Origin of the sequence: Streptomyces sp. NPDC012935, from assembly GCF_042900345.1 — a bacterium.
Classification (GTDB): Bacteria; Actinomycetota; Actinomycetes; order Streptomycetales; family Streptomycetaceae; genus Streptomyces.
The window spans coordinates 992,992-1,007,337 of the sequence record NZ_JBIBBC010000001.1; the positions used below are offsets into that span (position 1 = coordinate 992,992).

Genomic DNA, 14,346 nt, shown 5'->3' on the forward strand with positions numbered 1-14,346 from the left:
GCGCGATGCAGTTCGGACGCACCTACGAGGAGTTCGAGATCGGGGCGACGTACAAGCACTGGCCGGGAAAGACGGTCACGGAGTACGACGACCACCTGTTCTGTCTCCTCACCATGAACCACCACCCGCTCCACATGGACACCAACTATGCGGAGAAGACGACGGACTTCGGCAAGAACGTCGTCGTCGGCAACTACATCTACTCCCTCCTGCTCGGCATGTCGGTCCCGGACATCTCCGGCAAGGCCATCGCCAACCTGGAGATCGAGTCGCTCAGGCACGTGGCGCCGACCTTCCACGGCGACACGATCTACGGCCAGACGACGGTGCTCGACAAGTGGCCGTCGAAGTCGAAGAACGACCGCGGCATCGTCTACGTCGAGACCAAGGGCTACAAGCAGGACGGCACGCTCGTGTGCGTGTTCCGCCGCAAGGTGATGGTGCCGACCGAGACGTACATCAAGGAGCGCGGCGGCGAGCAGCCGGGCCGCCCCGAGCTCAAGGAGCAGGAGAAGTAGCCATGGCGCGACTCGCCCAGACCGCCGGTCTGACCGACATCCAGCAGGAGATCCTCTCCACCGTCCGCGACTTCGTGGACAAGGAGATCATCCCGGTCGCCACCGAGCTGGAGCACCGCGACGAGTACCCCCAGGCGATCGTCGACGGTCTGAAGGAGTTGGGCCTGTTCGGCCTGATGATTCCCGAGGAGTACGGCGGTCTGGGCGAGTCGCTCCTGACGTACGCGCTGTGCGTCGAGGAGATCGCCCGCGGCTGGATGTCGGTGTCCGGCATCATCAACACCCACTTCATCGTGGCGTACATGCTCAAGCAGCACGGCACGCAGGAACAGAAGGACCACTTCCTGCCGCGCATGGCGGCCGGCGACATCCGCGGCGCCTTCTCGATGTCGGAGCCGGCCCTGGGTTCCGATGTGTCGGCCATCACATCGAAGGCGGTGAAGGACGGCGAGGAGTACGTCCTCAACGGCCAGAAGATGTGGCTGACGAACGGCGGAACGTCCTCCCTGGTCGCCGTTCTGGTCCGAAGTGACGAAGGACACCCCGAGGGCACCGCGCCCCACAAGTCGATGACGACCTTCCTCGTCGAGAAGGAGCCCGGCTTCGGAGAGGTCCGCCCGGGCCTCACCATCCCCGGCAAGATCGACAAGATGGGCTACAAGGGCGTCGACACGACCGAGCTCATCATGGACGGCCTGCGGATTCCGGCCAATCGGGTGCTCGGCGGCGTCACCGGCCGAGGTTTTTACCAAATGATGGACGGCGTCGAGGTCGGCCGCGTCAACGTGGCGGCGCGTGGCTGTGGCGTCGCTCAGCGTGCCTTCGAACTCGGTGTCCAGTACGCCCAGCAGCGTCACACCTTCGGCAAGCCGATCGCCCAGCACCAGGCCATCCAGTTCAAGCTGGCCGAGATGGCTACCAAGGTCGAGGCGGCGCATGCCATGATGGTGAACGCAGCACGCAAAAAGGATTCCGGGGAGCGTAACGACCTCGAGGCTGGGATGGCGAAGTACCTCGCCTCCGAGTACTGCAAGGAGGTCGTCGAAGATGCCTTCCGGATCCACGGCGGCTACGGCTTCTCCAAGGAGTACGAGATCGAGCGCCTCTACCGAGAGGCTCCGATGCTGCTTATCGGTGAAGGTACCGCCGAGATCCAGAAAATGATCATCGGTCGCAGGCTGCTCGAAGAGTATCGGTTCCAGGGATAGATGTACGGGTTCGGGGTGTTTTCTTCGAGAAGAAGATCACACCCCGTCAACACTCTTCAGCCGCCGACTCGGCTTCCTGGCTTGCCCAGTTGTGGCCCGCGCCCGGTACGATCCCCGGAAAGCCGCCGTCCCCCGTCGAAGCGCGGCATCATCCGCTACGAAGGTCATCCATGCCCCACAGCCAAACCTCTGCACCTCGCGACAGCCGGGCCGGCGTACGCCTCGCGCGCGGAGCATCGCCGTGGCTTCTCCCGACCGTCGCCACCGCAGCCCTCAGCCTGGCCCGCGCACGCCGCTCCGGCGTCGCCAAGGCCGTGGCCGTTCCCGCCACCGCGCTCGCGGCGGGCATGCTGTGGTTCTTCCGCGACCCCGAGCGCGAGATCGCGCAGGGCCGGGTCATCTCTCCCGCCGACGGTGTGGTGCAGAGCATCATGCCGTGGAAGGACGGCCGCACCCGCGTCGCGATCTTCATGAGCCCGCTCAACGTCCACGTCAACCGTGCGCCACTCTCCGGCACGGTCACGTCCGTGGAGCACATCCCTGGCGGGTTCGTTCCGGCGTTCAACAAGGAGAGCGAGAACAACGAGCGCGTAGTCTGGCATTTCGACACCGAACTCGGCGACATCGAGATGATCCAGATCGCCGGCGCGGTGGCCCGTCGCATCGTCCCCTACATCCCGCAGGGCACGAAGGTCGAGCAGGGTGACCGTATCGGTCTGATCCGCTTCGGCTCGCGTGTCGACATCTACCTGCCGGAGGGCGTGGAGGTCGCGGTCGAGGTCGGGCAGAAGACCGTGGCTGGGGTGACTCGCATTGACCGTGATTGATCCTGAGACACAGCCGGGCTGGGTGCCCGAGGCCGACGAGGTCGACGAAGAGGAGGAGATGCCTCTTTCTCTCCGCCTGTCGATAGCGGACACCCTCACCCTCGGCAACGCCACGTGCGGCTTCATGGCGGTGTACTTCACCACCACCGGCATCCTGATCCCGCACCTCTCGGGCGACGACTTGGGCATGGCCCGCAACAGCGCGGCCACGGCCGTCATACTCATGCTGTGCGCGGCTGTCTTCGACCTGTTCGACGGCCTCGTCGCCCGCAAGCTGCGGTCGTCGCCGATGGGTGCGGAGCTGGACAATCTCTCCGACCTGATCAGCTTCGGCCTGGCGCCCGCGTACTTCGTGCTCGTGTACGGCATGGTCGCGAGGGACGCGCATGAGCGGGTCGCGGCGGTGGGCGCGATCGTTGTGCTGTTGGCGGTGGTGCTGCGGCTTGCCCGCTTCTCATGCGTCACCGTGAAGGACGGCACGTTCCAGGGCATGCCCTCGCCGTTCGGTGCACTCACAGTCGTCTCGATCGTGCTGCTCGAGCTGCCGTTCGAGGCGACACTGCTGGCGGTTGTCGGTACCGCGTGGCTGATGGTGAGCCGGGTCGAGTACCCGAAGCCGCGGGGCATCCTCGCGGTGGCGATGCTCGGCTGGATCGTGTCGGCCATGGGCATGCTGGCGGCGTGGGCGTTCGACGCGCCGGGTGGCCAGGTGCTGCTGCAGATGGGCTGCGCGCTGCAGATCGTGATGGCGGCGACGATCCCGCTGTTCGCCACGGCGCGCCGGGTGAACACCTTCCGTGACAACCGGCGCGAGAGCCGCGAGGCGCGGGCGGCGCAGATCCCGTAGCTCGGCTTGTACGTTGCCTGAGGGGCCCGGACCGAATCGTGATTCGGTCCGGGCCCCTCAGGTTTTCCCGCCGGCGGCACTCTCGATGCCCTGCCGCTGTGTGCCGAGCACGCGACGGCCGCGTGGCGGAACCGAGTGTTCGGGCCCAGTCGGCCGCCTGCGCCTCCTGACCGGGGCACGACCGAACGCCGCCCGGCGCGTCGCGTCCGTGTCCTGCGCCGCGTGTCCTCGTTCGGTGCGCTCACGACCGTCTCGATCGTGTCGAGGCCCGGATGCCTTCCGCATCCGGGCCTCACTCGTCGCACACGCCAGGCCCCCCGGGGAAGGGGCGGGGTCCGGTGCGGGACGGCGGTCTCCGGGTCTGCCGTCCCGCCGACGGTCAGGTCAGGAAGTCCCGCGCGATCGACTCCGCCGCGCGCTCCAGGAGAGGACCCGCCTGGGCCATGGACTTCGCCGGGTCCGGTTCGAGCGCCGACAAGGCGTACGCGCGGCGGATGCCCGCGCGGCCCAGGGCATCCGGGGGGAGGGCCAGACGGCCGCAGACCGCGACGACCTCGATGCCGCGGGCGCGGGCCGCCGCCGCGACCCCCGCCGGGGCCTTGCCGTGGAGGGTCTGCTCGTCCAGGGAGCCCTCGCCGGTGATGACGAGGTCCGCCCGTTCCAGCGCGGGCGCGAAGCCCAGGACGTCGAGCATGACCTCGATGCCGGGGCGGAAGCGGGCGCCGAGGAGGAGGGCGCCGTAGCCGATGCCACCGGCCGCGCCGGCGCCCGGTGCCGCGGCGTGCTCGGCGGCCTTGGCGCCGACCGACTCCTCCAGCACCTTCGCGAAGTGCGCGAGCGCCGCGTCCAGCGTCGCCACGTCGTCCGGCGAGGCGCCCTTCTGCGGGCCGTACACCGCCGGTGCACCCTTCGGACCGGTCAGCGGATTGTCGACGTCGCTGGCGAGCACCAGTTCGACCGAGGCGAGCCTCGGGTCCAGGCCGGAGAGGTCCGCGGTGGCCAGGTCGCCCAGGCCTCCGCCGCCCGGCGTCACCGGCTCCCCGTCCGCGTCCAGGAACCGCGCGCCCAGCGCGCTCAGCATTCCGGCGCCGCCGTCCGTGGTGGCGCTGCCGCCGACGCCGAACACGATCGTGCGGGCGCCCGCGTCCAGCGCGGCCCGCAGCAGCTCACCGGAGCCGTACGTGGACGCCGTGAGCGGCGCGAAGACGCCCGCGGGCAGCCGCTGCAGGCCGCTCGCCTCGGCCATCTCCACGACCGCCGTGTCGCCGCGCAGCGCGAACGCCGCCGTCACCTCGTGCCCGAGGGGCCCGGCGACCCGTACCTCCCGGCGCTCGAACCCGGCCGCGACCGCCGCGTCCACGGTCCCGTCGCCGCCGTCGGCCACGGGCATGGCCTCGACCTGGGCGCCCGGCACGACCCGGCGCAGACCGGCCGTCACCCGCTCGGCGACCTGCACGGCCGTCAGCGACCCCTTGAACTTGTCCGCGGCGATGAGCACGCGCTGTGTCACCAGTTTTCCCCTTGCTCTCCGGGCCTCGCGCACGTCAAGGCCAGTCGCGCCGTTGCGACCTTAACCGGAGGAGGCCCGTGACGTCATGCCCTGCCCGGAGCCTGAGAAGGCCCTGCGAGCCCGCTGTGCGTACCGGCCGAACCCGGAGCGGACGCCCCCGGAATTGGGTAAACCGGTCCTATGACCCCTGTGGGCACCGAACCAGAGCTCGCCGACCGCGTCCTCGGGGGCTGGCTCGGCCGGATCGCGGGCAACATGCTCGGCAAGCCGGTCGAGCAGGGCGACCTGTGGACGCGGGACCGAATCGACCGCTATCTGCGGCAGGCCGCAGCCCTGCCCCTCACCGACTACCTCCCCGAGCCGATCAGCGAGGACGACGGCTTCGAGCTGCGCCCCGAGTGGCGCCAGTGCGTGCGAGGCCGTATCCACGGCAGCTGCCGTGACGACGACGTCGACTACGCCATCCTCGGCCTCGACCTGCTGGAGACCCACGGCTTCGGCTTCAGCACCGAGCAGGTCGGCGACCTGTGGCTGCTGCGGCTGCCGTACCTGCAGACCTTCACGGCGGAGCGGGCCGCGTACCGCAACCTCGCGAACGGTCTGAAACCGCCGCTCACCGCCACGTACGACAACCCCTACCAGGAGTGGATCGGTGCCCTCATCCGCGCCGACATCTACGGCTGGACCTGCCCCGGTGACCCGCGCCGCGCGGCCGCCCTCGCCCGCCGGGACGCGGTGCTGTCGCACACCGGCAACGGGGTGTACGGCGCGATGTGGGCGGCGGCGCTGGTCGCGGCGGCGTTCACGGCGGCCACGGTCCGCCACGCGGTCGACCAGGCGCTCGCCGTCATCCCGGCGAGCAGCCGACTCGCCCGCACCGTACGCCGCGTCGTCTCGCTCCATGACACCCGGATGACCTGGGAGGACACGCTCACCACGGTCGCCGAGGAGACCGCCGGGCTCGGCTGGATCCACACCGTCCCGAACGCGGCCGTGCTCACCGCCGGGCTGCTGTACGGCGACGGCGACTTCACCCGCAGCATCACGCTGACCGTGCGCGGCGGCCTGGACACCGACTCGAACGGGGCGACGGCCGGCTCGGTGGCGGGAGTGCTGACCGGGGCGGAGGCGATCCCGGACCAGTGGACGGGGCCGCTGGAGGACACGGTCCGCAGTGCGGTGTTCGGGTTCGACGGGATGCGGATCAGTGAGCTGGCGGAGCGGACGGTGCGGCTCGCGGAGGCGGAGGTGGAGGCGGAGGCGGACGTCTAGCCGGTCCGGCCGGGGGACGGGGCGGCGGGGCCGGGTTCCCAGGCTGGTTACGCTTCCCCAATGACCACCACGCCTGACTTCGCCGCGTACATCGCAAGTCTGCCGCGCGTCCTCGCCGGTGCCGCCGCCCTGTTCCGGGACGCCGAGGGCCGGGTACTGCTCGTCGAGCCCAACTACCGTGAGGGCTGGGCGCTTCCGGGCGGCACGATCGAGTCCGACGACGGCGAGACGCCCCGCCAGGGCGCGCGCCGGGAGACGGCGGAGGAGATCGGTCTGGACCGTGACCTGGGCCGGCTCCTCGCGGTGGACTGGGTGCACGGCACGGGGCGGCCACCGCTGGTGGCGTACCTGTACGACGGCGGGGTCCTCGGCGAGGACGACTTCAAGGCGATCCGCCTGCAGGAGGAGGAGCTGCTGTCCTGGCGTCTGGTGCCGCGCGAGGAGATCACCGCTCATCTGCCGGGCGCCCTGGGCCGCCGCGTCCTGGCCGCACTGGAGGTGCTCGCGGACGGCGGCGGAACTGCGGAGCTGGAGAACGGCCACCGGGTGGGCTGACCGGCCACGGGCCACCGGGTGGGCTGACCGGCGACCGGCCACCGGGTGGGCTGACCGGCGACCGGCCACCGGGTGGGCTGACCGGCGACCGGCCACCGGGTGGGCTGACCGGCGACGGGCCACCGGATCAGTCGGCCAGGGACGGGCCACCGGATCAGTCGGCCGACTACGGGCCACCGGATCGGTCGGCCAGGGACGGGCCACCGGATCGGTCGGCCGGCGACGGGCTCGCCGGCTCGAATATCCATTCGCCGCCCGTGCGACGCTCGTCCTACCCTCGGCAGCATGACCAAGCCCCTCGTCGCCCTCCTCAGCGGCGCCGGCATCTCGACCGACTCCGGCATCCCCGACTACCGCGGGCCGAACGGGCTGTGGCGCCGCGATCCCGAGGCCGAGAAGCTCGTGACGTACGAGTACTACATGGGCGACCCGGAGATCCGGCGGCGCTCGTGGCAGATGCGGCGCAAGAACCGGACGCTGAAGGCCGAGCCCAACGCCGCACACCGGGCGGTGGCCGAGCTGGAGCGGTCCGGGGTGCCGGTGCGGGTGATCACGCAGAACGTGGACGGGCTGCACCAGCTCGCCGGGATGCCCACCCGCAAGGTGCTCGAACTGCACGGCAGCGCCCGGAGCGTGGTCTGCACGAAGTGCCATGCCCGCGGGCCGATGGAGGACGCGATAGCGCGCGTCGAGGCGGGGGAGGACGATCCGCCGTGCCTGGAGTGCGGCGGCGTCCTCAAGTCGGCAACCGTGATGTTCGGCGAGCGGCTCGACCCCGTGGTCCTCGGTGAGGCGGTCGCGATCACGAAGGCGTGTCAGGTGTTCATCGCCGTCGGCACCACCCTCCAGGTGCAGCCCGCCGCCGGCCTCGCCGGCGTCGCCGCCGACCACGGCGCCCGGCTCGTCATCGTCAACGCCGAGCCGACGCCGTACGACGACCGCGCCGACGAGGTGATCCGCGAGCCGATCGGCACGGCGCTGCCGAAGCTGCTGCGCGGGTTGGCCGAGTAACCCAGAATACGATCATGACTTCTCGGATACGCCATGTGACGATCGACTCCGCCGACGCCTTCGCCCTCGCCGGCTTCTGGTCCCAGGTGCTCGGCCTGCCCGTGCACGAGGACGACGAGCCCGGGGACGAGGAGGTGCTGATCGAGGGCGCGGGGCTGCTGTTCGTCACCGTCCCGGAGCGCAAGACCCTCAAGAACCGGGTGCATCTGGACCTTCAGCCGCAGGACCGCACCCGTGACGAGGAGGTCGAGCGGCTGCTGTCCCTCGGCGCCACCCTGGTCGACGACCGCCGTACACCGGAGGGCCGGGGCTGGGCGGTCCTCGCCGATCCGGAAGGCAACGAGTTCTGTGTGGAGCGCGGGGCCGCGGAGCGGGCCGGTGAGGCGGGGGCGGTCTAGGCCCCGTCTGACCATTCCCCTCCAGAACAGGGCCGTTTGAAACAAGGCCGTTCAGAACAGGGCCGCTCCGTTCTCGAAGTCCAGCAGGCGCTGCTTGCGGTCCAGGCCGCCGCCGTATCCGGTGAGGCTGCCGTTCGCGCCGACGACTCGGTGGCAGGGGACGATGATGCCGATCGGATTCTCCGTTGGCGAGGCCGACCGCGCGGGAGGCGCCGGAGTTGCCGAGGGTGTCGGCGAGTTCGCCGTAGGAGCGGGTCTCGCCGTACGGGATGTTGCGCAGTTGCTCCCAGACGCTGCGCTGGAACGGGGTTCCGCTCAGGCGCAGTTCGAGGGTGAACTCCTTCAACTCACCCGCGAAGTAGGCCTTCAGCTGATCCTCGGCCTCCCGGAAAAGGGACTCGTCGCGGGCGCCGAAGGTCTCCTCGGCCGGTCGGTGGCGTTGATCAGTCATGTAGAGCCCGCACAGGACGCCCTCCTCGGCGACGAGCGTGAGGGGGCCGTACGGGCTGTCGACGAGGGTGTGCTGCTTCATCACGCGTTCCTTTGACGTGCTTACACGGGGAGGAAGTTGATCGGGTGGCTGTCCGTCGCCCACAGGTACTGGACGGCGTACGCCCGCCAGGGGCGCCACGCGGCCGCCCGGGCCGTGAGAGCCGCGGGAGTGGACGGCAGGCCCAACTCCTGGGCGGCGCGGCGGATGCCGAGGTCGGTGGGGAGGAAGGCGTCGGGGTCGCCGAGGGCGCGCATCGCGATGACGTCGACCGTCCAGGGGCCGAAGCCGGGGAGGGCCAGGAGCCGGGCCCGGGTCTGCGGCCAGTCGCTGTCCGGGCCCAGGCGGACGTCACCGTCGGCGAGTTGGCGGACCAGGGTGGTGAACGTCGTACGGCGCGAGCGGGGCATCGCCAGTGACTCCGGGTCCACCTCGGCCAGTGCCTCAGGGGCCGGGAAGAGGTGGGTGAGGCCGCCCTCGGGGTCGTCGACCTGCTCGCCGTGGGCGGTGACCAGGCGGGCCGCGTGGGTGCGGGCCGCCGCCGTGGAGACCTGCTGGCCGAGCACGGCCCGTACGGCGAACTCCGCCTCGTCGACCGTGCGCGGCACCCGTCGGCCGGGCGCCTTGTCGACCAGGGGCGCCAGCAGCGGATCCGTGCGCAACTGGTCGTCGATCGCGACCGGATCGGCGTCCAGGTCCAGCATGCGCCGGCACCGGCTGATCGCGACGGTCAGATCGCGCAGGTCGCTGAGGGTGAGGCGGCAGGCGATGTGGTCGGGCCGCGGGGTCAGGGACACGATGCCGCGGCCGTACGGCAGCCTGAGCGTGCGCCGGTACGCGCCGTCGCGCCACTCCTCGACGCCGGGGACGGCGGTCGCCGCGAGGTGGCCGAAGAGGTTGTCGGGGTTGAGGGGAGTGCGGAACGGCAGGCGCAGCGTCAGGACGCCGGCGGTGCTCGCCGCGACTTCCGTGATCCGCGAGGTTCCCGAAGTCACCGGGCTGCTGCGCGGTGCCGGGGCCGCCCGGGTGCGCAGGTCGGTCGGGGCCAGGGCGTAGACCTCGCGCACGGTGTCGTTGAAGGTACGGATGGACGCGAACCCCGACGCGAAGGCGATGTCCGCCATGGGCAGGGGCGTCGTCTCGATGAGGAGGCGGGCCGCCTGGGCGCGCTGGGCCCGCGCCAGGGCGAGCGGGCCGGCGCCCAGTTCGGCGAGGAGCTGCCGTTCGATCTGCCGGGTGCTGTAGCCGAGCCGGGCGGCGAGGCCGGGGACGCCCTCGCGGTCCACGACTCCGTCGGCGATCAGTCGCATCGCACGGGCCACGAGGTCGGCGCGCTGGTTCCATTCCGGGGAGCCGGGGCTGGTGTCCGGTCGGCAGCGTTTGCACGCCCGGAAACCGGCCTGCTGGCAGGCGGCGGCGCTCGGGTGGAAGCGCATGTTCTCCGGCTTGGGCGGGACCACGGGGCAACTGGGCCGGCAGTAGATACCGGTCGTGACGACCGCGGTGAAGAACCACCCGTCGAAGCGGGCGTCCTTGGACTGGACGGCGCGCACGCAGCGCTCGGTGTCGGTGTGCATCCCCTTCTGCATGTGTCCAGCATCGTCCACGCGGGCGGGGCGGGCTGGCGAGAATCCGACATCGACCTCGGCTGGGCTGGGAGCCGCCGGATCGCCCGAGCCGGTCGGGCCGGGCCGGTTCCGAGACACATGAAGAAGCATTCATGTGTTCATGTACGATGAGTAAGATACCCGCCATGGGTCATGGAGCCGTCACCGCCGCGCAGGACGCCGCCGAGCGCGTACGCCTGGACGCGGCCAACGTCGCCAAGGTGGCCACCACCCTCCAGGCCCTCTCCACCCCCTCGCGTCTGCTGATCCTGGCGCGACTGCGCGAGGGTCCGCTGCCCGCCACGGAGCTGGCGGCGGAGGTGGGCATGGAGCAGAGCGCCTGCTCGCACCAGCTGCGGCTGCTGCGCAACCTGGGGCTGGTGGTGGGCGAGCGGCGCGGTCGTTCGGTCGTCTACGCGCTGCACGACCACCATGTCGCCGAGCTGCTCGACCAGGCCGTGTACCACGTGGAGCATCTGCGCCTGGGCATCAGCGACGCGGCGGAGTGACCCGCACCGGCCGGGCCGGGGCAGCCTCCGCCGGTGGCGGCGCTACGACGCGCTGGGGGCGGGTGTCGGGCCCACGCCCCGCAACTGCTGGATCTTTCCGCCCAGTTGGGGCCGCAGCCGGTCCAGCACCTCCGGCTTCGCGCTGACCACCCAGCGGGTGCCCACAAGGTACTTGCCGCCATAGACAGCGGCCGCGTCCAGCCAGGTGAGCTTGAACTTCTCCTGCGGGAACGTGGTGATGAGGTAGTCACCCTTCTTGGTGCGGCAGACACCCTCGCGCAGTTCGTCCGCCTCGGTCCGGATCCTGACCTTGCAGCCCGTCAGGCCGGCGATCACCTCGACCTTTGCCGGTGCCACGACTCCGGCGACGGTGGCGGAGACGTTCGCCGGAGTGCTCTTCGCGGCGGCGGCTCCGTCGTCCTCACCTCCGCCGCACGCAGTGGTCAGGAGCAGGAGGGCCAGACTGCCGACCGTCGCGATACGGCCCATGCTTCCTCGGTGTGACTGCACGATTCTTCCCCGGTGCTTCTCGGTGCTTCCTCGGTGCTTCCTCGGTGTGGCGGCGCGAAGAGTGGTACGGATCAACGCCGCGAGCCGTTCACCTGTGGTGTCACACGGTGGCGATCGGCAGCCAGCGGGCGACGTAGGCCTGCAGCCCCGCCGGCTCGGCGCCGCGCGCGACGTAGCCGAGGTGGCCGTCAGGGCGTACGAGCGCCTGGGCCACACCCGGCCAGGGGCTCCGATCGCCCAGGCGGTGCACGGTGATCAGGTCGGCCCGGCCGTCCAGGAGCGGGGCGAGCCGCTGGTCCGGCCAGAGGTGCGGGGGTCCGGTCAGCAGCAGATGCCAGCCGGGAGCGGCGACCCGGGCCTGGAGCCCGTGCGGCCGGTCGGGCAGCCGGTCCCCGGCCCGCGGGCCGCGGCGGGGCGATCGGGGGCCCGTCGCCGAGGCGGGGCTGCGGCGGTAGTGGATGCCGAGTTCGGAGACGGTACGGAACATCCGGCGGCGGGGCATCGTCGCCCGTACGGCCAAGGGGGCGAGGCGCGGGACGAGTTGCTCGCGGGCGAACCTCAGGACGGGATGAGGGCTGGTGCCGATCACGAAGGCGCGGTCGGTGAACCGCCGCACCTCGCGGCCGACCGGGGCACGCTCGCTCGCGTACGTCTCCAGCAGCTCCTGCGGCGCGGCGCCCCGGCACACCAGGGCGAGCTTCCAGCCCAGGTTGAGGGCGTCCTGAATGCCGGTGTTCATGCCCTGCGCCCCGGCCGGACTGTGGATGTGGGCGGCGTCGCCCGCCAGGAAGAAGGGTCCGGAACGGTAGTGGGTGGCGCCGCGGTTGTGGAGCCGGAAGTCGGTCATCCAGACGGGATCCCGCAGAACCAGCCCGTGGGCGCCGTACCGCTCGGCGATCCGCTGCAGCAGCGGCACCGTCACCTCGGCGTCCGCTGCGTCGGCCGGCCGCACGGCGAGCATCCGCCAGGACGCCGGCGTGACCAGCGGGAAGAAGAACACCATCCCGCCCCCGGTCATGTACGAGTGCACGGAACCCGGCTCCAGCCCGTCCACCTCCAGGTCGGCGAGCAGATACGTCTGCGGATAGGCGTAGCCCTCGAAGCCGATGCCCGCCTGCGCGCGCACCGTGCTGTGGGCGCCGTCGCAGCCCACGACGTAACGCGCCGTCACGACTTCCTCCGTACCGTCCCGGGCGCGCAGGCGGCAGAGGACGCGGGAACCCTGTCGCTCCAGCCGGACCAGCTCGGTGCCGCGCTCGATGGACACCTCCCCCGCCGCCAGGTGCTCGCCGAGCACGCTCTCCGTCTCGGCCTGAGAGAGGAACAGCAGGAAGGGGTACGGCGTGTCGGTCACCCCGATGTCGAAGAGCGGCACCGACACCGTGCGCCGGGTCAGGTGCAGGCTCAGCCGCACCGCCGGATTGCCCCGGGCCACGAGCCGGTCGGTCACACCGAACCCCGCCAGCGCCTCCAGGGTACGGGGCTGGATGCCGAGAGCCCTGGACTCGCGCACCCGGTCGAGGGAGCGGTCGACGATGCGGAACTTGGCCCCGTAGGAGCGCAGTTGCGCGGCGAGCGCGAGCCCCGTGGGCCCTGCGCCGACCACCAGCACGTCCAGCGATGCCGTCATGGGTCCACGGTAGACAGACAGCCTGACGGTTTCATTGACGGGGTCAGCGCTCACCCCTATCTTCTGGTCGAAGTTACGCACGGTGTACGAAATACCGACCCTGTCGAACGGAGACCTGCATGTCGTCCGACACCGCACACCGCCGCGCCGCCGTGGTCGGTCTGGGTGCCCGTGCCCGGCTGTTCACCGAGGCCCTGGCCGGTCCCTACGCGGACCGGTTCGAACTGGCCGGATTCTGCGACGTCAACTCCCGGCGCATGGCCGTCCACAACGCCTGGCTCGCGGAGGCGCACCCGGACCGGGCGCCCGTACCGTCGTACGGCGCCGAGGACTTCGACGAGATGCTGCGGCGCGAACGGATCGACCTGGTCGTGGTGTGCACGGTGGACCACACCCACGACGACTACATCGTGCGGGCTCTCGAGGCGGGCTGCGATGTGGTCACCGAGAAGCCGATGACCACGGACGCCGACAAGGCGCGCCGCATCCTGGACTCACGGCAGCGCACCGGCCGTGAGGTCCGGGTCGCGTTCAACTACCGTTACAACCCGGTGCATTCGGCCGTACGGGAGATCGTCGCGTCCGGAGAGATCGGCGAGGTCGGCTCGGTGCACTTCGAGTGGCTGCTCGATCTGCGGCACGGCGCCGACTACTTCCGCCGCTGGCACCGCGACAAGGCCAACTCCGGCGGCCTGATCGTGCACAAGTCCACGCACCACTTCGACCTGGTCAACTGGTGGCTGGCCACCCGGCCCGAGACCGTCCACGCACAGGGCGGCCTGTTCTTCTACGGCGACGAGGCCGGCCGGCGCCGCGGTCTCGCCCGCGACTACGATCGCGCCCACGGCTCCCCCGCCGCCCGGACAGACCCCTTCGCCGTGCACCTGGCCGACTCGCCCCTGCTCAGTGCCCTGTACCTGGACGCGGAGGCGGAGGACGGCTACCAGCGCGACCGGAACGTGTTCGGGCCCGGCGTGAGCATCGAGGACGACATGGCGGTCCTGGTCCGCTACGCCACCGGTGCCACCCTGACCTACCACCTGACCGCGTACTCCCCCTGGGAGGGCTACCGGATCGCCTTCAACGGCAGCGAAGGACGCCTGGAGCTGCTGGTGGAGGAGTCGACGTGGACCCGCCCCCAGCCGCGCACGGACACCTCCGACCCCGTCCTGCACGGCGCCGAAGTGGAGGACACCGCCGGACGCACCGAGCTGCTGCTGCGCCGCTTCTGGGAGAAGCCGCGCGAGATCAAGGTGGCCACAGGCGAGGGCGGGCACGGCGGCGGTGACGTACGCATGCTGGAGGACCTCTTCGGCACCCGGGCCCCGGACCCCCTGAACCGCGCCGCGGACGCGGCCGACGGCGCCCGCTCCCTGGTCACCGGCCTCGCCGCGAACCGCTCCCTCGAGACGGGCCTGCCGGTACGGACGCGGGATCTGCTGGACCTCTGACGA

Annotated in this window: 14 protein-coding genes and 1 pseudogene; 10 read left to right on the forward strand and 5 right to left on the reverse strand. The window is 71.1% G+C overall.

The genetic code is table 11. The features are described from left to right. Positions 1-5: 5 nt before the first annotated feature. The 4 genes from ACFY5C_RS04335 (at position 6) to pssA (ending at position 3,400) form a co-directional block, all read left to right on the forward strand. The gene (locus ACFY5C_RS04335; RefSeq protein WP_389440178.1) at positions 6-518 is read left to right on the forward strand and encodes a MaoC family dehydratase; all 513 of its coding nucleotides are present in this window, start codon (positions 6-8) and stop codon (positions 516-518) included. Between the two features lie 2 nt (positions 519-520). Next, positions 521-1,726: an acyl-CoA dehydrogenase family protein gene (locus ACFY5C_RS04340; RefSeq protein WP_389440180.1), complete on the forward strand. Its 1,206-nt coding sequence runs from the start codon at positions 521-523 to the stop codon at positions 1,724-1,726. Between the two features lie 170 nt (positions 1,727-1,896). Then, positions 1,897-2,553 (forward strand): phosphatidylserine decarboxylase, encoded by a 657-nt coding sequence (locus ACFY5C_RS04345; protein ID WP_048579466.1) that lies wholly within the window; start codon positions 1,897-1,899, stop codon positions 2,551-2,553. Then, the gene (gene pssA / locus ACFY5C_RS04350) at positions 2,540-3,400 is read left to right on the forward strand and encodes a CDP-diacylglycerol--serine O-phosphatidyltransferase (protein ID WP_328421450.1); all 861 of its coding nucleotides are present in this window, start codon (positions 2,540-2,542) and stop codon (positions 3,398-3,400) included. The genes ACFY5C_RS04345 and pssA overlap by 14 nt, the downstream gene beginning before the upstream one ends. 379 nt (positions 3,401-3,779) lie before the next feature. Here the strand turns inward: pssA and ACFY5C_RS04355 are convergent, their stop codons facing one another. Next, positions 3,780-4,898 carry a glycerate kinase gene (locus ACFY5C_RS04355; RefSeq protein ID WP_389440715.1) on the reverse strand — a complete coding sequence of 373 codons (1,119 nt, stop codon included), beginning with the start codon at positions 4,896-4,898 and terminating at the stop codon, positions 3,780-3,782. 192 nt (positions 4,899-5,090) lie between these two features. Between ACFY5C_RS04355 and ACFY5C_RS04360 the strand changes: the two genes are divergently transcribed. The 4 genes from ACFY5C_RS04360 (at position 5,091) to ACFY5C_RS04375 (ending at position 8,146) form a co-directional block, all read left to right on the forward strand. Further along, positions 5,091-6,182: an ADP-ribosylglycohydrolase family protein gene (locus ACFY5C_RS04360; RefSeq protein WP_389440182.1), complete on the forward strand. Its 1,092-nt coding sequence runs from the start codon at positions 5,091-5,093 to the stop codon at positions 6,180-6,182. A gap of 60 nt (positions 6,183-6,242) precedes the next feature. Next, complete coding sequence (locus ACFY5C_RS04365) at positions 6,243-6,737, forward strand: NUDIX domain-containing protein (protein ID WP_389440184.1); 495 nt, start codon at positions 6,243-6,245, stop codon at positions 6,735-6,737. A 285-nt stretch (positions 6,738-7,022) separates the two neighbouring features. Then, positions 7,023-7,748 carry an NAD-dependent deacetylase gene (locus ACFY5C_RS04370; protein ID WP_389440186.1) on the forward strand — a complete coding sequence of 242 codons (726 nt, stop codon included), beginning with the start codon at positions 7,023-7,025 and terminating at the stop codon, positions 7,746-7,748. 14 nt (positions 7,749-7,762) lie between these two features. After that, positions 7,763-8,146, forward strand: a complete 384-nt coding sequence (locus ACFY5C_RS04375; RefSeq protein WP_389440188.1) for a VOC family protein — start codon at positions 7,763-7,765, stop codon at positions 8,144-8,146. 51 nt (positions 8,147-8,197) lie between these two features. On the opposite strand, the pseudogene ACFY5C_RS04380 reads toward ACFY5C_RS04375, so the two are convergent. Continuing rightward, positions 8,198-8,678: pseudogene (locus tag ACFY5C_RS04380) on the reverse strand (methylated-DNA--[protein]-cysteine S-methyltransferase). A gap of 20 nt (positions 8,679-8,698) precedes the next feature. Further along, positions 8,699-10,225 (reverse strand): AlkA N-terminal domain-containing protein, encoded by a 1,527-nt coding sequence (locus tag ACFY5C_RS04385; protein ID WP_389440190.1) that lies wholly within the window; start codon positions 10,223-10,225, stop codon positions 8,699-8,701. Positions 10,226-10,389: 164 nt separating this feature from the next. On the opposite strand from ACFY5C_RS04385, the gene ACFY5C_RS04390 reads away from it, so the two are divergent. After that, on the forward strand, positions 10,390-10,752 hold the full coding sequence (locus ACFY5C_RS04390; protein ID WP_328878242.1) for a metalloregulator ArsR/SmtB family transcription factor: 363 nt from the start codon (positions 10,390-10,392) through the stop codon (positions 10,750-10,752). 42 nt (positions 10,753-10,794) lie between these two features. Here ACFY5C_RS04390 and ACFY5C_RS04395 read toward each other — a convergent pair whose 3' ends face one another. Together ACFY5C_RS04395 and ACFY5C_RS04400 are read right to left on the reverse strand one after the other, a co-directional pair. Next, positions 10,795-11,241 carry a hypothetical protein gene (locus tag ACFY5C_RS04395; RefSeq protein ID WP_389440192.1) on the reverse strand — a complete coding sequence of 149 codons (447 nt, stop codon included), beginning with the start codon at positions 11,239-11,241 and terminating at the stop codon, positions 10,795-10,797. A 121-nt stretch (positions 11,242-11,362) separates the two neighbouring features. Next, complete coding sequence (locus ACFY5C_RS04400) at positions 11,363-12,892, reverse strand: FAD-dependent monooxygenase (RefSeq protein ID WP_389440194.1); 1,530 nt, start codon at positions 12,890-12,892, stop codon at positions 11,363-11,365. Between the two features lie 119 nt (positions 12,893-13,011). Between ACFY5C_RS04400 and ACFY5C_RS04405 the strand changes: the two genes are divergently transcribed. Then, positions 13,012-14,343 (forward strand): Gfo/Idh/MocA family protein, encoded by a 1,332-nt coding sequence (locus tag ACFY5C_RS04405; protein ID WP_389440196.1) that lies wholly within the window; start codon positions 13,012-13,014, stop codon positions 14,341-14,343. Positions 14,344-14,346 lie beyond the last annotated feature (3 nt).